Raw genomic sequence first — 20941 nt, forward strand, 5'->3', positions numbered from 1 at the left:
AAAATGTGCAGAGTCGAAGCAATATCCCTGACCCGTTGGACGGTCTGGCCACGACGCTGGATCGGTCGAGCTTCGCCGCCATCGCGCAGCTGACTTCAGGCCAGTCGCCCGCCACTTTGGCGCAGTCTTTTTCCGACTGGTGGACGCACATTCTCTGCTCGCCAGGCAGGCAGCTGCAGCTCGCCGCCAAGGGCGGGCGCAAGCTGATGCGGCTCGCCGACTATGCCATGCGCAGCGCATCCGGCAGCGATCCCGAGCCGGCGATCGATCCGCTGCCCCAGGATCGGCGCTTCGCCGACGCAGCCTGGAAGCGCCATCCGTTCGACCTGATCGAGCAGGCCTTCCTGCTCCAGCAGCAATGGTGGCATGCCGCGACGACCGGCGTGAGCGGCGTCACCGGGCACCACGAAGCGATCGTCGAGTTCGCGACCCGCCAGATGCTCGACATGGTGTCCCCGACCAATTTCATCCCGACCAACCCCGTGCTCCAGCAGCGCATCCTCGAAACCGGAGGACAATGCCTTGTCGAGGGTGCGCGATTTTTTTGCGACGACCTGGAACGCCTGGTACGCGGGGAGCCCGCAGCGGGCACGGAGGCCTATCGGGTCGGCGAGAAGGTCGCAGCCACGGCTGGCAAGGTCGTGTTTCGCAACAGGGTCATGGAACTGATCCAATATGCGCCCGCAACCGAGACGGTGCGTCCGGAGCCGATACTGATCGTGCCGGCATGGATCATGAAATATTACATCCTCGACCTGTCGCCGGAAAATTCGCTCATCCGCTGGCTGGTAGGGCAGGGCTACACCGTGTTCTGCATCTCCTGGCACAATCCCGACAGCGCCGACCGCGATCTCGACATGGAGGATTATCGCCTGCTTGGGCCGATGGCCGCCGTGGATGTCATCCAGGCGATTACCGGCACCGAGAAGATCCACGCGGCCGGCTATTGTATCGGCGGCACGCTGCTCGCCATCACCGCGGCCGCGATGGCGCGCGATGAAGATGAGCGTCTGGCGAGCGTCACGCTGTTCGCCGCCCAGACCGAGTTCAGCGAGCCGGGCGAACTTGGTCTGTTCATCGACGAGGCGGAGATCAACCTGATCGATGCGATGATGTGGGCGCGCGGCTTTCTCGACAGCAGCCATATGGGCGGCGCCTTCCAGATGCTGCGGTCCAACGATCTGCTCTGGTCGCGCATCCTCTCGACCTATCTCATGGGCGAGCGCGAGCCGATGACCGACCTCATGGCATGGAACGCCGACGGCACCCGCATGCCCTATGCCATGCACGCGCAATATCTTCGGCGCCTGTTCCTCGACAATGACCTGTCCGAAGGGCGCTACGAGGCCGGCGGCCACCCGGTCTCGCTCTCGGGGCTGCGCATGCCGATCTTCATGGTGGGCACGGAAACCGACCATGTCGCGCCGTGGCGCTCGACCCACAAGCTCCACATGCTGACGGGCGCGGAGATCCGCTTCGTGCTGACGAGCGGTGGCCACAATGCCGGGATCGTCTCCGAGCCCGGGCATCCTCATCGCCACTTTCGCGTCGCGACACGGATGCAGGATGGCCCGGCGCCAGGTCCCGATACCTGGCTGGAGCGGGCCGAGCTGCGCGAAGGGTCGTGGTGGCCGGAATGGAGTTCATGGCTTGGATCGCACTCGGGCAAGGCGGCCGCCCCACCGTCGATGGGCGCGCCCGAACGGAACTATCCGCCGCTCGGTGATGCCCCCGGGCGCTACGTGCTGGAGCGCTGAGCCATGGCCACCGCCAACCTCATCGAGAACCGCACGTTCGACGAGATCGCCGTCGGCGACACGGCCAGCCTCACCCGCACGCTGACCGCCGACGACATCCAGCTCTTCGCGGCGGTGTCAGGCGACGTGAATCCGGCGCATCTCGACCCTGTCTATGCCGAAACGGACATGTTCCACAGGGTCATCGCTCATGGCATGTGGGGCGCGGGGCTCATCTCGGCGATCCTGGGAACCGAGCTGCCAGGGCCCGGTGCGATCTATCTCGGCCAATCGCTTCGCTTCACCCGCCCGGTGGGCGTCGGCGACACCATCACGGCCTGCGTCACCGTCGCGCAGAAGCGCGCCGAGCATCATGTCATCGTTCTCGACTGCACCTGCGTGAACCAGAAGGGCGAGACCGTCATCAGCGGCCAGGCCGAGGTCAAGGCGCCCACCGAGAAAGTCAGCCGGCCCCGCATGCCGCTTCCCGACGTGCGGATCGCCAGCCATGACCGCTTCCGCCAGTTGATGGCGCGCGCCAAGGACGGATCTGCGTGCGTCACGGCCGTGGTCCATCCGTGCAGCGCCGACGCCATGCGCGCAGTGGCTGAGGCCGCCGACGCCGGCATCGTCGTTCCGATTCTCATCGGCCCTGCGGCGCGTATGACGAATGCGGCGAAGGACGCCGGTGTCGATATTGCGGCCTTCCGGGTGATCGACGTCCCGCACAGCCACGCCGCCGCCGCCGAAGCCGTCGCGCGCGTGCGGGCCGGCGAAGCCGCGCTGCTGATGAAGGGCTCGCTTCATACTGACGAGCTCATGGGCGCGGTCGTATCGTCCGACACGGGCCTTCGGACCGAACGCAGGATTAGCCACGCCTATGTGATGGACGTGCCCGGCTATCCGCGCCCGCTCATCATCACCGACGCCGCGATTAACATCGAGCCGACGCTTGAGGACAAGGCCGACATCGCGCGCAACGCGATCGACCTTGCCCATGTGATCGGGATCGAACAACCCAGGGTCGCGATCCTCGCCGCCGTCGAAACGGTCAATCCGAAAATGCGCACCACATTGGATGCCGCGGCGCTCTGCAAGATGGCGGACCGGGGCCAGATCGAAGGCGCGCTGCTCGATGGCCCGCTCGCCCTCGATAATGCGATCAGCGAGGCGGCCGTGCGCGAGAAAAGTATCGTCTCGCCGGTCGCCGGCCAGGCGGACATCCTGCTGGTGCCCGATCTGGAGGCCGGCAACATGCTCGCAAAGCAGCTGACCTTCCTGGGCGGCGCCGATGCCGCAGGCGTGGTGCTCGGCGGGCGCGTTCCGATCATCCTCACCAGCCGGGCAGACAGCGTGCGCACGCGCCTCGCCTCCTGCGCGCTCGCGGTGCTGCTGGCGCGGGCTGCGACCAAGGCGGCTCCCGGCGTTGCGGGACAGCGCCGCGATGGCTGAAATCCTGTGCCTCAACGCCGGTTCGTCGAGCCTTAAGTTCGCGCTCTACGCCGAGCCGGGCACTGATGAGCCCTCTTTGCTGGCGAGCGGCAAGATCGAGAATATCGGCCTTGAGCCGCACCTGATCGCGCGCGATGCGAAGGGGGATGTCCTTGCCGACCGGCGCTGGACGAAAGACGTCACGATCACGCATGAGACGCTGCTCAAGGATTTGCTGCGGGAGATCGAAGCTTCGGTCGGCGAGGATCTGATCGCGGTAGGACATCGGATCGTTCATGGGGGCGCTGACCATTCAGCGCCGGCGCGGGTCGACGCGCCACTCCTCGCCGCACTCGAGGCGCTTTGCCCACTGGCGCCATTGCATCAGCCCCATAATCTCGCCGCGGTCCGCGCCGTCTCCAGGCTGCGCCCCGCTCTGCTGCAAGTCGCCTGCTTCGACACCGGCTTCCATCATGGCCAGCCCCCGGTTGCGACGCGCCTCGCGCTGCCGCGCGCGCTCGGCGAAGAGGGCATGCGGCGCTACGGCTTTCACGGCATCTCCTACGAATATATCGCGCGGCAGCTGCGTTTGATCGATCCCGATACAGGCGGTGGCCGCACGATCGCCGCGCATCTCGGCAACGGGGCCAGCCTCTGTGCGATGGACGGGGGGCGCAGCATCGACACGACGATGGGGTTCACCGCACTCGACGGATTGGTGATGGGCACGCGGTGCGGAGCGCTCGACCCGGGCGCGGTGCTCTATCTTCTCCAGCAGAGGGGCATGACGGCGCGCGAAGTCGAGCATCTCCTCTACAGTGAGTCCGGCCTTTTGGGCGTGTCCGGCACATCGAGCGACATGCGCGCGCTTCTCGGCAGCGAAACGCCCGCCGCTGGGGAAGCGATCGACCTCTTCGTCTGGCAGATCGCGCGCCAGGCTGGCGCCCTCGCATCCTCGCTCGGGGGGCTCGATAGCTTCGTGTTTACCGCCGGGATCGGCGAGAATGCGCCTGAAATCCGCGCCCGCGTCGCCGATCGGCTCCGCTGGCTCGGCGTGGCGCTCGACACGGACGCGAATCTCCGCGGAGCGTCGGTCATCAGCGCGCCGTTCAGCCGTGTCACGGTGCGCATCATCCCGACCGACGAGGAGTGGATGATCGCCATCCACACCGCCGATCTTCTGCGTGAGGAGCCGAAACCATGAAACCTCTCGTCGATCTTACTGGCAAGCGCGGCCTGGTGATCGGCATCGCCAACGCGCAGAGCATCGCGGCGGGCTGCGCCCAGGCCTTCCACGACTGTGGCGCGAGACTGGCGGCGACCTATCTCAACGGAAAGGCCGAGCCGCTCGTGGCGCCCGTCGCGGAGACCCTGGGAGTCGAATGGCTCGCCGCGTGCGATGTCCGGGTGCCGGGCGAACTGGAGGCCCTGTTCGAGCGGGTGAAGTCCGAATAAGGCGGCCTCGATTTCCTGCTTCATTCGATCGCTTTCGCGCCGAACGAGGATTTGCACGGCCGCGTCGTCGACAGCTCGGCCGAAGGCCTCGCGCTGGCGATGGACGTCTCGTGCCACAGCTTCCTGCGCATGGCGCGTCTCGCCGAGCCGCTGATGTCGGATGGCGGCTGCCTGCTGTGCGTCACCTTCTACGGGTCGGAGCGGGTGGTCGAGCACTACAACCTGATGGGGCCGGTCAAAGCGGCCCTCGAAAGCGCGACCCGCTATGTCGCGGCTGAGCTTGGCCCCAAGGGCATTCGCGCCCATGCGATCTCGCCAGGCCCGATCGCGACCCGCGCTGCCAGCGGCATCGACCGCTTCGACGAGCTGCTCGAACGGGCCGCGGCGACGGTCCCGCAGCACCAGCTCGTGACCATCGAGGATGTCGGAGGGCTCGCCGCCTTCCTGGTGAGCGATGCCGGCCGCCATATCACCGGCACGATCATTCCGGTCGATGGCGGTCAGCACCTGCTCGGCTAGGGCGGCTCGCCGCGATCGGGGGCTATCCTATTTGTCGCTGGTGGCCTGCTTCTCGCCGTCGCCCGGGCTTTTCTGCCCGAACCATGGTCCGACAATGGCAGCAAAGGCATCCAGCGCCCCGGGAGCCGTCGGAGCGCTCGCGACGGCCTGCCAGGCCTGCTGCCATTCCTCGAACGCCGATCTTGTGCCGGCAATCATATGCTCGCGGACCGTGGCCATGTCCTCGAACAGTGCCCGCGGTCCGGCCGGGCTGACCGCGCCGGCGTCCGACGTCTTGTCCGTCGCGCCCGCAATCGAGGCACGCGCCTCTTCGGCGAAGCGGCCGGCGGCGCGGTTGCCGACCTCGAGCGACTCTTCGCCAACTTTCCGGGCGACTTCGGCGAGCTTCAGCATCAGGCCGACATTCGCTTTGGCGAGCGCGGCAAGTTGATCGACCGGATAGGGCATGGGACGATGAACCTTTCTCTTCGCGTCTAAGCTCCAGCGTATCGGGCATGCAGCCCTGGCCTGAGGCTCATCGCGTCGCGCCGCCGATATTCGGCGAGGCTGAATCAGAGAGAATCGGTAACTCTACGTATGCCGAATCTGCGGCTTGCCTGCGACGCTCAGCCAATGCACTTTTGGCTTGTCGTCCATGTCGTGCCCGCGGGCAGCGACTTCTACCCGTCCCGTCATGATCGCGGCACGGTCGGGCATGATTATGGTCTGACCCGGCAACCGGCATGGGCGTGATACCATCCATAGCCAGGCTCGGCCGGATTGCGGCGCTCCGCGGTCCCGTCCTCGATGTCGAGTTCGACGAAGGGCCGCTGCCCGCAGTCAATGAAGCACTGCGCATCGATGCGGCGTCAGGCCCGCTGGTCGCGGAAGTGCAGAGCCATATTGATGATCGGACCGTCCGCGCCGTCGCGCTTCAGCCGACCTCCGGTCTGGCGCGCAATGTCGGCGTGGTGGCCTTGGGCGCACCCATCGCGGTTCCGGTCGGAGACAAGGTTCTTGGGCGGCTCCTTACGCCGACCGGGCAGGTGGGGGACGGCGGCGCGCCGCTCGGACCGGATGTGCCATTGAGGCCGATCCATCGCGCACCCCCACCGCTCGACGAGCAGAGCGCGGCGACGGCGATGTTCGAGACCGGCATCAAGGTCATCGATCTGCTCGCACCGCTTGCCCAGGGCGGCAAGGCCGCCATGTTCGGGGGCGCGGGGGTGGGCAAGACCGTGCTGGTGATGGAACTCATCAACGCGATGGTCGCCCGCTACGAGGGTGTCTCAGTGTTCGCGGGCATCGGCGAGCGATCGCGCGAGGGCCATGAGCTGCTCACCGACATGCGCGGCTCGGGTGTGATCGACAAGACCGTGCTCGTTTTCGGGCAGATGAACGAGCCGCCGGGCGCGCGCTGGCGGGTCGGGCTGACCGCGCTCACCATCGCCGAACATTTCCGCGACGAGCAGAAGCGCAACGTCCTGCTGCTCATGGATAATGTGTTCCGCTTCGTCCAGGCCGGCAGCGAGGTGTCGGGCCTGCTTGGACGCATGCCCTCGCGCGTCGGCTATCAGCCGACGCTGGCCAGCGAGGTGGCCGCGCTGCAGGAGCGCATCGCCTCTGTGCATGGGGCTGCGGTGACCGCGATCGAGGCGGTCTATGTGCCCGCCGACGATTTCACCGACCCTGCGGTCACCGCCATCTCCGCCCATCTTGACAGTTCCATTCTGCTCTCGCGCGCCATGGCGGCCGAAGGCATCTATCCCGCGGTCGATCCCCTGGGGTCCTCGTCGATCCTGCTCGATCCGCAGGTCGTGGGTGATCATCATTACGCGCTCGCCCAGCAGGTCCGAGAGACGATCGCGCATTATCGCGAGCTGCAGGACATCATCTCGCTGCTCGGCATCGAGGAGCTGGGCCGCGAAGACCGGCTGATCGTCGGCAGGGCGCGGCGACTTCAGCGCTTCCTGACCCAGCCCTTCATGGTGACGCGGGCCTTCACCGGGCAAGCCGGCCGCTCGGTGGCGCTGGCTGATACCCTGAAGGGCGTCGCGGCCATCCTGTCGGGCGAGACCGACGACTGGCCCGAAAGCGCCTTCTACATGGTGGGCGATATTGAAGAGGCACGCTCTCGCGTGGGGCAGGGCGCATGAAGCTGCGCATCACCGATCCGACCGCGATCCTCGTCGACGCCGATGTCGCGTCGGTTCGCGCCGAGGACGCCAGCGGCAGTTTCGGCATCCTGTCGGGCCATGCCGATTTCCTGACCGCGCTTGGCGTCTCGATCGTCTCCTGGCGGGGCTCCGATGGCGCTCCCGGCTATTGCGCGGTGCGCAACGGCATTCTGACCGTGAGCCACGGCACGGAGGTCGCGGTCGCGACGCGCGAAGGCCATGTCGGCGATGACCTTGGAACGCTCGAGCATGACGTGCTCGCGCGCTACCGCGAGCGCGACGAGGGCGAACGATCCGAACGGACCGCGTCGGCGAAGCTCAGGATGCAGGCGATCCGCCATATGGTCGAGGCCCTGCAGGGTGGTGGCCGGGAGCTTGGTCTGTGAACGCGGACAAGCCCGAGCAGCCGATCGTCGAAGCCATCCGGACCCGCGCGGAACGGCGGCGGCTTGCGCAGCGGCTTCCTTCCGTCGCCCGCAATCTCGGCCAGATCGGCGTGCTCGGTTGGCAGATCGTCCTGCCCGCGCTGGTCGGTCTCGCGATCGGCCGCTGGCTCGACCACCGGCTGGATAGCGGCATCTTCTGGACCGCGCCGCTCCTGCTCGTCGGGCTCGCCCTCGGCTGCTGGTCGGGCTGGCGCTGGATGCACCGGCAATGAGCCAGCTCTCCCCCATCCTGTTCCTGGCCCTCGGATTTGCGGTCGGCCTCGCCCATTTCGCGGCCATCGCGAGAGAAGCCGACCTCGTCACACATGGCGGCTCGGCATCGCGCGCGATCCTGCTGAGGCTCGGGCGTCTCGCCGTCACTATTCTGGTCCTCGTCATCGCCAGCCGCCAAGGGTGGCCGGCGCTTCTTGCCGCAACAGCCGGCTTCATGGGCGGTCGCCAGATCATGCTCCACCGGTTCGGAGGTGCCCGATGAAATTCGCCTCGCCGCTCGAAGGCCATGTACTTTTCACCGTCGGCCCGGTACCGATCAGCCAGCCCGTGGTCACGACCTGGGGCATCATGGTCGTGCTCACCATCGGAAGCTGGCTGCTGACCCGCCGCCTTACTCTCCGCCCATCGCGTGCGCAGGCTGCGATCGAGCTGGTCGTCGAGACCGTCGCCGGCCAGATCCGCGAGACGATGGAGGCGGAACCGCGGCGTTATCTGCCGCTGATCGGCACGCTGTTCCTGTTCCTGCTGGTCGCCAACTGGTCGTCGCTGATCCCCGGCGTCGAGCCGCCGACCGCGACCCTCGAAACCGACGCGGCGCTGGCGCTGATCGTCTTCGGCGCAACGCTCTGGTTCGGCGTCCGCGCGCTCGGGCCCAGGGCCTATCTCGCGACCTTCGCGCGCCCCTCGATCCTGCTCGCCCCGCTCAATATCGTCGAGCTCTTCACCCGCAGCTTCTCGCTGATGGTGCGCCTGTTCGGCAACGTCATGAGCGGCGTCTTCATGATCGGCGTCGTGCTGAGCATCGCCGGGCTGCTCGTCCCGATCCCGCTGATGGCGCTCGAAATGCTCACCGGCGCGGTCCAGGCCTACATTTTCGGCGCGCTCGCCATGGTCTTTATCGGGAGCGCTATCAGCGAGAACGGCGCCCGCCCGGCATCCAAACAGGAGTCCCCCGCATGAACTGGATCCATCTCGCCAGCATCCTCGGCGCCGCTTTCGCGATCTCGATCGGCGCAATCGCCCCGGCGCTCGGGCAGGGCAGGGCCGTCGCCGCCGCGATGGACGCGATCGCGCGCCAGCCCGAAGCCGCCAACACCGTCTCGCGCACGCTGTTCGTGGGCCTCGCGATGATCGAGACGATGGCGATCTACTGCCTCGTGATCGCGCTGCTGCTGCTCTTCGCCAACCCGTTCGCCTGACATGCGGATCGACTGGTGGACGCTCGCGCTGCAGGGGGTCAATGTCCTCATCCTCGTGTGGCTGCTCGGACGCTTCCTGTTCCGTCCGGTGATGGATGCCATCGCTGCCCGCCAGGCATCGGCCCAGGCGCTGCTCGACGAAGCGCAGGAGGCAAAGGACCGGGCACAGGCCGAAGCGCAGGCGCTCAAGACGCAGAATGACGGCTTCGTCGCGGATGCGGCTGCGCGGCACGCCGAGATCCGGACCGAGGCCGAAGCAGAGCGCCAGCGCCTCCTCGCGCAGGCCAGGCTCGAGGCGGACGCCGTGGTCGAGCAAGGCCATGCGGCGATCGATGCCGAACGCGGGCGGGTGGCGGCACAGTGGCGGGAAAAGGCAGCGAGCCTCGCCGCCTCGATGGCGGGCACATTGCTCGCTCGTCTCCCGCCCGAGCAGACGGTGCAGGCCATGGTCGACGCGCTCAACGCGCGGCTCGGGGACCTTTCCGAGGCGGATCGCCGCAGCCTGGCGGTCGCCGGGACCGTCACCGTCGCGACGCCCGCGCCGTTGACGGCCGATCTGCAGACGCAGGTAGCGCGCGCGCTTGGCGAAATCCTGCCGGATACCGCGACCCCGATCTTCGCGGTCGATCCAGATCTCATCGCCGGCGCGGAGCTTCGCACGCCCCACGCCGTCGTGCGCAACAGCTGGCGCGCCGATCTCGACGCCATGGTGGAGAGCCTCAATGAGGACGATCATGCCCGGATCGCCTGAAGACTGGCTGACGCAGGCCCAGAGCTGTATCGCGCGCGCCAATCTCGGGCCGCGTGTCGATGCAATTGGCCGGGTGGAATCGATCGGCGACGGCGTTGCTATGGTCTCGGGCCTTCCGGACGCGCGCCTCGACGAATTGCTCTATTTCGCCCGGGGCCAGACCGGATTCGTCCACACGCTCGACCGGGACCGGATCGGCTGCGTGCTGCTCGACAATGCCGCCCAGGTGGAGGCAGGAGACACCGTAACCGGCTCGGGCGAGGTGGTGCGCGTGCCGGTTGGCGAGGCATTGCTTGGCCGCGTCGTCGATCCGCTCGGCCGTCCGCTCGATGGCGGCCCACCGATAAGGGCCAGGCGTTTCGACCCTGTCGAACGGCCGGCGCCATCGATCATCGAGCGCGACCTCGTCGTCCAGCCGGTCCAAACCGGCACGCTCGCGATCGATGCGATGTTCGCCATCGGCCGGGGGCAGCGGGAACTCATTCTCGGAGACCGCGCCACCGGCAAGACGACGCTCACGGTCGACACGATCATCAACCAGCGCACGAGCGACATGATCTGCGTCTATGTCGCAATCGGTCAGAAAAGCTCGGCGGTCGCACGCGTGATCGATCAGGTGCGGCGGCATGGCGCACCGGACCGCACCGTCTTTGTCGTGGCGAGCCCCGCCGCGGCGCCTGGGCTTCAATGGATCGCGCCCTTCGCGGGCTTCACGATGGCCGAATATTTTCGGGACGCGGGCGGCCACGCGCTGGTGGTGCTCGACGATCTCACCAAGCATGCCGCGACCCATCGCGAGATCGCTCTGCTGACCGGGCAGCCGCCCGGGCGCGAGGCCTATCCCGGCGACGTCTTCTTCCTCCATTCCCGCCTGCTCGAACGCGCGGCGCGTCTCTCGGCCAAACGAGGGGGCGGTTCGCTCACCGCCCTGCCGATCGCGGAGACCGATGCCGGGAATGTCAGCGCCTATATCCCAACCAATCTGATCTCGATGACCGATGGTCAGATCATTCTCGACGCGAAGCTGTTCGCGCAAGGGCACAAGCCCGCCATCGACGTCGGCACGAGCGTGAGCCGGGTCGGCGGCAAGACGCAGCTGCGTGTCCTGCGCGACGCGAGCGGAACCATGCGCCTCGACTATGCGCAGTTCCTGGAACTCGAGATGTTCACCCGCTTCGGCGAGCAGCCTGAGCCGCGCGTCCGGGCCCAGATCGAACGTGGCAAACGCTTGCGCGCCCTGCTCGTGCAGCCATTGCTCAGCCCCCTGCGGGCCGTCGACCAGGTGGCGCTGGCCCTTGCGCTCAGCGAAGGGTTGCTCGACGACATGGCAGTAGCGGAGATACCGTCGCTCCGCACACGGCTGCCCGCCTGGATCGACGATCACGTCCCCGAGCTTTGCGCGCAGATCGAGCGGACCGGACAGATCGACACTGCGCAGCGGGCCGCTCTGGTCGCGGCGGTGAAAGCGCTGCTCGAAAGCCCGCGGATGGGCGGTATGCCATGAGCGATCGTCTCGCCGAGATCGGCCACCGGATCGAGACCGTCCGCCAGCTCGGTGCGGTGGTCAACGCCATGCAGGGCATCGCCGCGCAGCGGGCGCAGCAGGCGCGCGCGCTGCTGCCCGCGGTGCGACGCTATGCGGAGACCGCCCGCACCGCCATTGGCCAGGCGCGCCGCCTTGACGAGCCACTGGCGCGTTTTCCGGCGCGGGCGGTCGGTGGTGCGAGAGGCGGCCTTATCCTGTTCGGTGCGGAGCAAGGCTTTGCCGGGGCCTTTCCGGAGCAGCTGCTCGACGGCGCCGCGGCCGACATGCAGGACAGGCATATTCTTCTGATTGGGGCACGCACGGCGGCCCTTGCGGCCGAGCGCGGTCTGCGCATCGCATGGAGCGCGAGCATGCCGAGCAAGGCCGACGCGCTTCCCGCGCTGGCGACGAGCATCATCGACGCGGTTTACGACTTTCTGGAGGAGGCCGGCGCGGTGCCCATTACCATGGCTTATCCGGTCTGGAGCAGCGGCAAGGGCATCTCGATCGTGCGTGCGAGCCTCCTGCCGCTCGACCTCGACACTTTCCCGGCGTCCACGGCGGATTTGCCGCCGCTCGTCAATATCAAGGCGGCGGACCTCATCGGCAACCTGACAGTGGAATATGTCTTCGCCCAGATCTGCGCGGCGGCGGTCGAGACGTTCGTCGCCGAGAATGAGGCACGGCTGCGCACCATGGCGACCGCCCGCAGCCACATCGATCGCAAGGGCGAGGCCCTGCGCCTCGAGGAGCGGCTCACGCGTCAGGATCAGATCACCAGTGAAGTCGTCGAACTGAGCGGCGGGCGACATCGGCGAGAATGAATGCAGGGCAGGCATTTCTGCTGTTCAGCAAGAAACCGCAGAACCGCCATTGTCGTCGGGATCGAAGAGGGAGTTCGTCATGCACTATAGTAGCGGAAACTATGAAGCTTTCGTGCGCCCCCGCAAACCTGAGGGCGCTGACAGGAAGACGGCCTGGTTCGTCGGCTCGGGTCTTGCGGGACTAGCGGGCGCGGCGTTCCTGATCCGCGACGGCGGCGTCGCCGGCGAGCATATTACCATCCTTGAGGAGCTGCATGTTCCCGGCGGCGCGCTCGACGGCCTCGACGTCCCCGAAAAAGGGTTCGTCATCCGCGGAGGGCGCGAGATGGAGGAGCATTTCGAATGCCTCTGGGATCTCTATCGCTCGATCCCGTCGCTGGAGATCGAGGATGCGAGTGTGCTCGACGAATTCTACCGGCTCAACAAGGACGATCCGAATTTTTCGCTGCAGCGCGTCACGCAGAACCAGGGCCTGGATGTGCCTGACAAGGCTTTGCTGACACTCGGCGATCGCGCGCAAAAAGATCTGATCTCCGTCTTCCTCGCGACGCGGGAGGAGATGGAGAACAAGCGGATCAACGAAGTCTTCGGCGATGATTTCCTCAGGAGCAACTTCTGGCTCTACTGGCGCACCATGTTCGCCTTCGAGGAATGGCATTCCGCGCTCGAGATGAAGCTCTATCTCCATCGCTTCATCCACCATATCGGCAGTCTGGCGGATTTCTCCTCACTCAAGTTCAACCGCTACAATCAATATGAATCGATGGTCCTGCCGCTGGTCAAATGGCTGCAGGATCGCGGCGTCAGGTTTCGCTACGGCGTCGAGGTCACCGACGTCGATTTCGACATCCAACCCGGCCGCAAGCAGGCGACCCGGATTGCCTGGATCGAAAATGGCGTCGAAGGCGGCGTCGATCTTGGCGCCGATGATCTCGTCTTCATCACCATCGGATCGCTGACCGAGAATTCCGACAATGGCGATCACCATACTCCGGCCAGGCTCAACGAGGGGCCCGCGCCGGCTTGGGATCTGTGGCGCCGGATCGCGGCCAAGGATTCCGCCTTTGGTCGTCCCGATGTGTTCGGATCCAATATCCCGGAAACCAAATGGGCATCGGCAACCATCACCACGCTAGACGCGCGCATCCCGGCGTACATTCGCAAGATCGCCAGGCGCGATCCGTTCAGCGGCCGGGTGGTGACCGGCGGCATCGTCACGGTCAAGGACTCGAGCTGGCTACTGAGCTGGACGGTCAGCCGGCAACCCCACTTCAAGAAGCAGCCGAAGGACCAGATCGTCGCCTGGTTCTATGCCTTGTTCGTCGACCGGCCGGGTGACTATGTGAAGAAGCCGATGCAGGACTGCACGGGCGAGGAAATCACGCAGGAATGGCTCTATCACCTCGGCGTGCCGGTCGCGGATATCCCCGGGCTCGCGGCGACGGGAGCAAAGACCGTGCCGGTGATGATGCCCTACATCACCGCCTTCTTCATGCCGCGCCAGGCCGGCGACCGGCCGGAGGTGGTGCCTCAGGGCGCGGTCAATTTCGCCTTCATCGGCCAGTTTGCCGAGTCGAAGCAGCATGATTGTATCTTCACGACGGAATATTCGGTGCGCACGCCGATGGAGGCCGTCTACACGCTCATGCAGGTCGAACGCGGCGTGCCTGAAGTGTTTAGCTCAACCTATGATATTCGCACGCTCCTGGCTGCGATCGGGCCGCTCAGGGATGGCAAGGGGATCGACATTCCCGGCCCGTCCTTCCTGCGCAAGCTGCTGATGAAGAAGCTCGAAGGCACAGAGATCGCCCAGTTGCTGGAAGAGTTTCACGTTATTTCGGAATAGTGATCGAAGGCCATCTGGCCGTTTGGATGGGGCGAGCCCGCGCCCGAGCCGCCGGAGCCTGCGTCGCCATGCCTTCGTCACGGGTTCGATGGATGCCGATGTATTATTCCGCCAACGCCTCGCTCTGCTCCGGGTCGGCGAAGCCAAAAGATGCGCAGTGACAGAGTTGTGTCTGCAGGCTTACGACCGCTTTCCCATTCCCGCCGAAAAGGCGATCCTCAAGGTCTCGGAAAGCGTATGGGCGCCGAGTTTGGCCATAAGGCTCGCACGATGGACTTCGACCGTTCGGGAAGAGATGCCGAGGTCGTAGGCGATGGTCTTGTTTGGGTGCCCCTGAGCGAGACCTTCTAGGACGTCCCGTTCACGCGGCGTCAGAAGATCTATCTGCATCCTCGCTTCAGCTTCTTCGAGGGCACGGCTCTCTGCCCGGTCGATGCGCGCGAATGCTCGGTCGACTGCAGTGAGCAGTACGGCCCTTTCGATCGGCTTGGCGAGAAAATCGACGGCGCCTGCCTTCATCGCCTGGACCGCCAGCGCGACGTCGCCATTTCCGGTCAGCACGACGATCGGCATGTCGATGTTTCTCTGTGTCAGAACTGCCTGAACCTCGAGACCGTCCATATCCGGCATATGCATGTCGAGAATGACACAGCCGATCTCGGCTTCACCCGCAATCTTCAGAAATTCCGGTCCCGATGCATAAGTCTCAATGATGAAACCCGCTGTTCGTAACGTGAACGCCACCGCTTTCCTGATTGTCTCCTCGTCATCGACGATATGAACGACGCGCTTTTCTGCCATGGTCCCCCTGGCAATTCAAACCTACCATGCTGCAGCGTCGGTCACGCCGCCGCTTCGCGCGCGCCTTGTGCGGGTTGGACCATAGTCCAAGGTCAAGGGGGATTTTGTGCCTCACGAACTCGGCGATCACGCCGGCATCTGGCGAGCCAAAGCGTGGACGACATGCTGTCGGCAGGTTCAGAAGCTATTTTAGGGAGGGGCGCCTGCGTGCCCCGCAGTCCTGCTTACGGGGCGTTGCGGACAGCCTCCGCGATCACCGGCATCATGTCGATGTCGTTGGAGGTGTGAACGATTGTGTTCGTGCTGACGATGCGCCCCACATACCCGCCCAGAACCTGCGCCGCGTCGCCCGCGAAGAGGGGATGAACCACCACACAATCGGGTGGTGCGAAACCCATGCTGGCGAGCTGGCGTGCCGCGACCGCGAGCGTTCGCCCTGACGAGGCGATATCGTCGACCAGCACTGCCTGGCGATCGAGAAATGCCGAGGCGTTGGGGATCGAAATCGTCACCTCACGGTCGCCGGACCGCACTTTCTCGCAGACGAGGAACGGCGCATCGGCGTCGGCCGCGACCTGCGCGACCCATTGCTCGCTTTCCATGTCGGGGCCGATGATCAGCGGCCGGGCGACGTTCCGTTTGATCCATGCTGCCAGGAGCGGGGCCGCATGAACGACCTGGGTCGGAATTCGATAGATCTCTGCCAGCGCATGGTAGCGGTGGAGATGCGGATCGACCGTCACCATCCAGTCGAGATGGCGAGACAGGAGGGCGGCAAAGGTTCGCGACGTGACCGCCTCGCCGGGATGGAAGCGCACGTCCTGGCGCATATAGGCGAGATAAGGGGCGACGAGACCAAGCTTGAGGGCACCAAGCTCGCGAAGCGTGTCAGCGGCGAACAGAAGCGGTAGCAGCTTCGCGTCCGGACGATCGAGGCTCGACAGAAGGACAACGTGCCGATCGGCGACATCGCTTTCGATCCTGAGATAAGTCTCCCCGTCAGGAAACTGGCGATGTTCCAGTGCTCCCGGCTCCGCGTCGAGGGCAGTGCACAGGGCCTGCAGCAGCGCCTCGCTGCCGGGAAGCGCGAAGACGATCGGCCGGTTCATTCAGCGGTAATCCCGAAGATCGCCCCGTCACTCACCGCGAATGCCGCGGCATAGTCAAGCTCACCGGGACTCTCGGCATGGATGGTGCATAGTGGGGCGCCTGCCTCCACCGTCTGGTGCAGGCGGCTGTGCAGCGCGACCCCGGCGGCTTTGGCTGTGGGCGCGCCGGCGAGCTTGGCGACGATTGCGAGCTTGCGATTGTCGATGCTGACGATCCTGCCGCTATAAGGTGCGATCATATCCTGCTGAAACTTGGCAACCGGCGGTTCTCGCATGCCGCCCTGGGCTTCGCAGATGCGTTGAAATTTCGCCCAGGCCCGGCCGCTTTCGAGGCTTTCCAGCGCGCGCGCGAATCCTCCGCCGGTCGGTGTCGCTCCCGCCAGCTCGAGGAGGCCTCCGGCGAGTTCGCATGCCCGGTGCGCGAGATCCTCTGCGCCGGGTTCGCCCTGGAGCACGGCCAGTATCTCCTGGGCTTCGAGCGCCGGGCCGATGCCACGGCCAATCGGCTCGACGCCCGGGCCGCACATCACGCGGGTGCGCAGGCCAAAGGCCTCGGCGACCGAGGTCAGCGCCGTCGAGAGCGTTTCGGCTGCCTCGGCGCTGCGCACCTTGGCGGTCGGGCCGACCGGGATGTCGATCACGAGATGGGTCGCGCCGGCGGCAATTTTCTTGGAAAGTACCGAGGCCACCATCTGTCCGACCGCGTCGATGTCGAGCACCCGTTCGACCCCGATGATCACATCGTCGGCCGGGCTGAGCTTTACGGCGCCGCCCCAGGCGATACATCCACCCTCGCGCTCGACCACCCGGCGGATCGCGGGCACGTCGAGGTCGACGGGCGCCAGCACTTCCATCGTGTCGGCAGTGCCGGCCGGCGAGGTGATCGCGCGTGAGGACGTCTTGGGCATGATCAGTCCTTCAGCGGCCATGATCGATACGATGATCGGCGTCGTGCGATTGCCCGGCAATCCGCCGACGCTGTGCTTGTCGACGATGACGGCACCGGCCCAGCTCAGCCGCTCTCCGACATCGACCATGGCCCTCGTGAGCCCGACGGTTTCATCCTGATCAAGCGGGACCGCCGAACAGGCCGTCACGAAGGCCGAGAGATGGACATCGCTGTACCGGCGCTCGGCAATGTCAGTGATGATCGCCGAGAAGGCCGCTTGGCCGAGTCGGTTCCCGTAGATACGACGCCGCACGTCACTGAGCGAGGCAAGCGGCTGGGAATGCGCGATCTCCACCAGGTCGCCGTCACTGACGCCGAGCCGGTGCCAAGCCGCCTCGGACAGGCCAATCTCGCCGGGTGCCGGAATATCGGCCGAACTGTGCAGCAGGGAGACCACCACTTCATGGCCGCCGGCGCGGAGTCTGATTTGAGCGCGGGACGCGAGCCCTTCGGATCGACAGACCGGGCAGTCGTGACGCATGACTGCAATCGGATCGTTGCCGGCTGCGGTAAGGCCGAGGCGTCGCGCCCGTAGCGTCGTCGCGATGGGCTCCGCATCGGTTTCTTCGATTGCGGGGGCGCTCACGCCAGCATGCCCCAGCTTCCCAGCGCCGGGACGCTGGAGGACCAGCTCAGTTCTTCCGAGATGCGCTTCGCCAGCACATGTGCGCCGGTGGGCTCTCCGTGGGTGACGAACACATGTTTTGGCGCCTCGTGCAGCGAGCCGAGCCATCGCATGAGCTCATCGCTGTCGGCGTGCGCAGACAGCATGGTAAGGTTTGCGACCTCGGCCTCGACCGGAATATACTCGCCGTGGATCTTGATCGTCCGGGCACCGCTGATCATCGCCGCGCCGCGCGTCCCCGCCGCCTGGAAGCCCGAAAAGAGGACGAGATTCTTTCCGTCCGGTGCGAAGCGCTTGAGATGATGCAGGACACGGCCACCAGTCGCCATGCCGCTTGCCGAGATGATGACCTTGGGGGCGGGATTCGCGGTCAGCTCCTTGGACTCCTCGACTTCGCGCACATAGTGCGCGACTCCGCAGGCCGCCTCGCACTCCGCGCGACTCAGCCGGTGCTCCCCCATGAAGTCGCACATCAGCCCGCTCGCGTTGATCGCCATGGGGCTGTCGAGATAGATAGGGATGTCCCGCAGACGGCCGTCGGCACGCAGACGTGAAAGGTGATAGAGGAGCGACTGCGCGCGTCCCACGGCGAAAGCCGGGATCACGACCGTGCCGCCGCGCCTGACGCACCGCTCGATATGGTCCCCCAGCGCTCTTGTCGGGTCGATCTGCTCGTGGCGGCGATCGCCATAGGTGGACTCCACGAGGACATAGTCGGCGCGCGCGGGCGGCTCGGGATCCTTCATGACCGCGTCGCCGTAACGCCCGATGTCGCCGGAGAAGAGGATCGTGCGACCTTTCCAGTTGATCTCGATCGACGCGGCCCCGAGGATATGTCCGGCGCGATGATAGCGTGCCTTGATGCCATCCGCGATCACGTGCCATGCCCCGAACTCGATCGTTCGGAACAGTTGCAGCGCCAAGCGCGCGTCGGCCTGAGTGTAGAGCGGCAGTGCCGGTTGGTGCTTCGAAAAACCGTGACGGTTGGCGAACTCCGCGTCCTTCTCCTGAAGATGACCGCTGTCCGGCAGTAGAAGCTCGCACAGAGCTTCGGTGGCCCGTGTACTGAGAACGGTTCCTCCCCACCCGAATCGTGCCATCCGGGGCAGCGCGCCGGAATGATCGAGATGCGCATGGGTGAGCAGCACCAGGTCGACATCGGCAACCTCGGGCGGAATCGGCGCCCAATTGAGGCGGCGCAGATCCTTCGGACCCTGGAACAGGCCGGAATCGATGACCACCTGCGTCTCGCCATCATCCACTAGGTACCGAGAGCCCGTTACGGTCCCCGATGCGCCGAGAAAGGCGATGCCGAGGCCGTCTGCTGAGCGCTCCGCGAGATCGATACGCGCTTCTTGTTCGAGGATAGCCGTGCCGAAATGGCTGCGGGGGCGATGCTTCTGTTTCCTCTTGTGCATGAATCCTTGCCTGCCTCTCACGTTTATATTCGTGAGCGCAGCATTGGTGGGCTCGTACCTCGAGCCTATACGCAAAAGCCGCAGCAAGCCTGTTTAGAGTCCTCTAGCAAGGAGGAACCCCTCCGACTTCAGTCGGATACTGGCTTCAGCCACAGACTCGCGTGCTAGCCTGTAACCTCGGGAAAAGCGGAAGCCGCCGAAGGCGTGAAGCTTCCGCTTTTCCCGAGGTTACAGGCTATGCCGTATCGGTCCGGTTGTCACACCACATTCCATCATCGCTACCATCTCGTTTGGGCGCCGAAATATCGGTACAAGGTGCTGATCGGCGATGTTCGGCTACGGGTGCGCGAGATCATCCGTCAGGTCTGTGCCGAGATGGGCGTGAAGATCATCAACGGCGCGCTGTCGAAGGACCACGTACACATGTTCGTCGAAATCCCGCCGCACGTCTCGGTCAGCGACTTCGTGCGCCGGGCCAAGGGGCGCTCATCCCGCAAGATCCAACAGGAATTCGAGCACATCCGCAAACGATATTGGGGCCAACGCTTCTGGCAGCGCGGCTACTTCTCGACCACATCCGGCAACATCACCGATGACATCATCATGCGTTACCTGGACCAACATACCCACAAGGACGGCTTCAGCCCCACCGCTTGATCCTACCGGCGTCAGCCGGTCAGTGATTCAGCCTCAGTGCCGGTGCCGCGCTGATAACGGTGGACGGGTCCAATCGACGCATCTCGACGCCCACCGCTGGCCGCCTCTTCCGAACTTCGGTCTCTACTTATACCTTGCTCCCGGGACTTAGGCCTAACCTGGCGGCGCATCGGCTAGAAGAGAGTGGCATATGGACGATCAAGACCATCGAATGCGCAAACGCGGGACGATCGTCCTGATCGGGTTCCTGCTGGTAGCGGGCTTCTTCCTAATCACCGAGCACACCGCGCACTTTTTCGGCGTGCTGCCCTATCTGATCCTTCTCGCCTGTCCGCTCATGCACCTGTTCATGCACCATGGTCATGGCGGCCATCAACATGGCCACGAGCCCAATCAGCTCCCGACCGGCCTGCCGGCCAATTCCAATGAGCGTGCCGAGGGGGAGTCGCGATGACGCATACCGATTACGGCTATGGCCTGTGGGGCCTCGCTCTGGTCAACGCGGCCGTGTTCATCCTGTTCGCATTCAGCTTCTTCAAGCCGGCGACCAAGCGCGACTGGCGCAGTTTCGGAGCGTTCAGCGCGTTCATCATCGCCCTCTTTGCCGAGATGTATGGTTTCCCGCTGACGATCTTCGTGCTCTCAGGATGGCTGCAATCGCATTTCCCTGGCATCGACTGGTGGAGCCACGACGCCGGCCACCTGCTCGAGATGATGTTCGGTTGGCGCGTCAACCCGCATTTCGGGCCGTTCCACATTGCCAGCTTTGTGTTGATCGGCGCGGGCTTCTGGCTGATCTCGGCCGGCTGGGCGCAACTTCACGCTGCCCAACGCGCTCACAAGCTGGCGACCACAGGAATCTATGCCAAGGTACGCCACCCGCAATATGTCGGGTTCATCCTCGTCATGCTTGGCTTCCTGCTGCAATGGCCGACTCTGCTGACGCTCGCCATGTTCCCGGTGCTCGTGGTGATGTATTTCAGGCTGGCGTGGACCGAAGAAAAGACTGCGCTTGCGGAATTTGGTGAAAGCTACCGCGATTATATGCGCCGCGTCCCCGCGTTCATTCCGCGGTGCAAGCGGGCTCCGGCGGGACCAGCCAGTCTGCAGGTAAGCGCGGCCGACAAACCAGTCCGAGGCGTCAGCGAGCTCGACGCTCCAAAGCGCTAACGCCACGGAAAATCGAGAAATCTTGCTGTTTCTAGGGCGGTAGGTTCTGTCGCTACTCAGCCTCGTGCGAAGGCGCTGACGAATTCCTGCGGGACTTGCCCGAACAATGTG

21 protein-coding genes and 1 pseudogene are annotated in these 20941 nt (G+C 65.3%); 17 read left to right on the plus strand and 5 right to left on the minus strand.

Going from position 1 to position 20941, the window contains the following annotated elements; genetic code table 11:
• Positions 1-35: 35 nt before the first annotated feature.
• The 4 genes and pseudogenes from AC1Q5P_RS19575 (at position 36) to fabI (ending at position 5141) form a co-directional block, all read left to right on the plus strand.
• Positions 36-1757, plus strand: coding sequence for a PHA/PHB synthase family protein (locus AC1Q5P_RS19575; protein WP_062346039.1), 1722 nt, complete (start codon positions 36-38; stop codon positions 1755-1757).
• Between the two features lie 3 nt (positions 1758-1760).
• Positions 1761-3188 (plus strand): bifunctional enoyl-CoA hydratase/phosphate acetyltransferase, encoded by a 1428-nt coding sequence (locus AC1Q5P_RS19580; protein WP_039335455.1) that lies wholly within the window; start codon positions 1761-1763, stop codon positions 3186-3188.
• Positions 3181-4371 (plus strand): acetate/propionate family kinase, encoded by a 1191-nt coding sequence (locus AC1Q5P_RS19585; protein ID WP_226018244.1) that lies wholly within the window; start codon positions 3181-3183, stop codon positions 4369-4371. The genes AC1Q5P_RS19580 and AC1Q5P_RS19585 overlap by 8 nt, the downstream gene beginning before the upstream one ends.
• A pseudogene (fabI, locus tag AC1Q5P_RS19590) lies at positions 4368-5141 on the plus strand (enoyl-ACP reductase FabI). The gene AC1Q5P_RS19585 and the pseudogene fabI overlap by 4 nt, the downstream one beginning before the upstream one ends.
• A 27-nt stretch (positions 5142-5168) precedes the next feature.
• Here fabI and AC1Q5P_RS19595 read toward each other — a convergent pair.
• Entirely contained in the window at positions 5169-5588 is a 420-nt protein-coding gene (locus AC1Q5P_RS19595; RefSeq protein ID WP_039335459.1) for a hypothetical protein, read from the minus strand.
• A gap of 275 nt (positions 5589-5863) precedes the next feature.
• Between AC1Q5P_RS19595 and atpD the strand changes: the two genes are divergently transcribed.
• From atpD to AC1Q5P_RS19645, 10 genes are all read left to right on the plus strand, one after another.
• Positions 5864-7276 carry a F0F1 ATP synthase subunit beta gene (gene atpD / locus AC1Q5P_RS19600; protein WP_039335461.1) on the plus strand — a complete coding sequence of 471 codons (1413 nt, stop codon included), beginning with the start codon at positions 5864-5866 and terminating at the stop codon, positions 7274-7276.
• Positions 7273-7683: a F0F1 ATP synthase subunit epsilon gene (locus tag AC1Q5P_RS19605; protein WP_039335462.1), complete on the plus strand. Its 411-nt coding sequence runs from the start codon at positions 7273-7275 to the stop codon at positions 7681-7683. The genes atpD and AC1Q5P_RS19605 overlap by 4 nt, the downstream gene beginning before the upstream one ends.
• The gene (locus tag AC1Q5P_RS19610; RefSeq protein ID WP_039335464.1) at positions 7680-7955 is read left to right on the plus strand and encodes an AtpZ/AtpI family protein; all 276 of its coding nucleotides are present in this window, start codon (positions 7680-7682) and stop codon (positions 7953-7955) included. The genes AC1Q5P_RS19605 and AC1Q5P_RS19610 overlap by 4 nt, the downstream gene beginning before the upstream one ends.
• Positions 7952-8218 carry an ATP synthase subunit I gene (locus AC1Q5P_RS19615; protein WP_039335465.1) on the plus strand — a complete coding sequence of 89 codons (267 nt, stop codon included), beginning with the start codon at positions 7952-7954 and terminating at the stop codon, positions 8216-8218. The genes AC1Q5P_RS19610 and AC1Q5P_RS19615 overlap by 4 nt, the downstream gene beginning before the upstream one ends.
• The gene (locus AC1Q5P_RS19620; protein ID WP_039335466.1) at positions 8215-8916 is read left to right on the plus strand and encodes a F0F1 ATP synthase subunit A; all 702 of its coding nucleotides are present in this window, start codon (positions 8215-8217) and stop codon (positions 8914-8916) included. The genes AC1Q5P_RS19615 and AC1Q5P_RS19620 overlap by 4 nt, the downstream gene beginning before the upstream one ends.
• Positions 8913-9155 (plus strand): F0F1 ATP synthase subunit C, encoded by a 243-nt coding sequence (locus tag AC1Q5P_RS19625; RefSeq protein WP_017501321.1) that lies wholly within the window; start codon positions 8913-8915, stop codon positions 9153-9155. The genes AC1Q5P_RS19620 and AC1Q5P_RS19625 overlap by 4 nt, the downstream gene beginning before the upstream one ends.
• Position 9156: 1 nt before the next feature.
• A complete protein-coding gene (locus tag AC1Q5P_RS19630) occupies positions 9157-9906 on the plus strand; it encodes a F0F1 ATP synthase subunit B family protein (RefSeq protein WP_492519824.1) in 750 nt (249 codons plus the stop codon).
• Positions 9878-11410 carry a F0F1 ATP synthase subunit alpha gene (locus tag AC1Q5P_RS19635; RefSeq protein WP_492519825.1) on the plus strand — a complete coding sequence of 511 codons (1533 nt, stop codon included), beginning with the start codon at positions 9878-9880 and terminating at the stop codon, positions 11408-11410. Before AC1Q5P_RS19630 ends, AC1Q5P_RS19635 begins: the two co-directional genes overlap by 29 nt.
• Positions 11407-12255, plus strand: coding sequence for a F0F1 ATP synthase subunit gamma (locus AC1Q5P_RS19640; protein WP_039335471.1), 849 nt, complete (start codon positions 11407-11409; stop codon positions 12253-12255). Before AC1Q5P_RS19635 ends, AC1Q5P_RS19640 begins: the two co-directional genes overlap by 4 nt.
• Before the next feature lie 79 nt (positions 12256-12334).
• Complete coding sequence (locus AC1Q5P_RS19645; RefSeq protein WP_039335473.1) at positions 12335-14101, plus strand: oleate hydratase; 1767 nt, start codon at positions 12335-12337, stop codon at positions 14099-14101.
• Positions 14102-14281: 180 nt separating this feature from the next.
• Here the strand turns inward: AC1Q5P_RS19645 and AC1Q5P_RS19650 are convergent, their stop codons facing one another.
• From AC1Q5P_RS19650 to AC1Q5P_RS19665, 4 genes are all read right to left on the minus strand, one after another.
• Entirely contained in the window at positions 14282-14902 is a 621-nt protein-coding gene (locus AC1Q5P_RS19650; RefSeq protein ID WP_039335475.1) for a response regulator transcription factor, read from the minus strand.
• Between the two features lie 224 nt (positions 14903-15126).
• Positions 15127-16011, minus strand: coding sequence for a ribose-phosphate pyrophosphokinase (locus AC1Q5P_RS19655; protein ID WP_039335476.1), 885 nt, complete (start codon positions 16009-16011; stop codon positions 15127-15129).
• Complete coding sequence (locus AC1Q5P_RS19660; RefSeq protein WP_062345266.1) at positions 16008-17546, minus strand: thymidine phosphorylase family protein; 1539 nt, start codon at positions 17544-17546, stop codon at positions 16008-16010. Before AC1Q5P_RS19660 ends, AC1Q5P_RS19655 begins: the two co-directional genes overlap by 4 nt.
• Positions 17543-19003, minus strand: a complete 1461-nt coding sequence (locus tag AC1Q5P_RS19665; protein WP_052242496.1) for an MBL fold metallo-hydrolase RNA specificity domain-containing protein — start codon at positions 19001-19003, stop codon at positions 17543-17545. The genes AC1Q5P_RS19660 and AC1Q5P_RS19665 overlap by 4 nt, the downstream gene beginning before the upstream one ends.
• Positions 19004-19240: 237 nt before the next feature.
• On the opposite strand from AC1Q5P_RS19665, the gene tnpA reads away from it, so the two are divergent.
• From tnpA to AC1Q5P_RS19680, 3 genes are all read left to right on the plus strand, one after another.
• Positions 19241-19660, plus strand: coding sequence for an IS200/IS605 family transposase (tnpA, locus tag AC1Q5P_RS19670; protein WP_039335478.1), 420 nt, complete (start codon positions 19241-19243; stop codon positions 19658-19660).
• Between the two features lie 190 nt (positions 19661-19850).
• Positions 19851-20114: a DUF2933 domain-containing protein gene (locus AC1Q5P_RS19675; protein ID WP_039335480.1), complete on the plus strand. Its 264-nt coding sequence runs from the start codon at positions 19851-19853 to the stop codon at positions 20112-20114.
• Positions 20111-20830 (plus strand): methyltransferase family protein, encoded by a 720-nt coding sequence (locus AC1Q5P_RS19680; protein ID WP_492519826.1) that lies wholly within the window; start codon positions 20111-20113, stop codon positions 20828-20830. Before AC1Q5P_RS19675 ends, AC1Q5P_RS19680 begins: the two co-directional genes overlap by 4 nt.
• Positions 20831-20941: the final 111 nt, after the last annotated feature.

The organism is Novosphingobium sp. GW835-FHT14H07 (assembly GCF_058793515.1).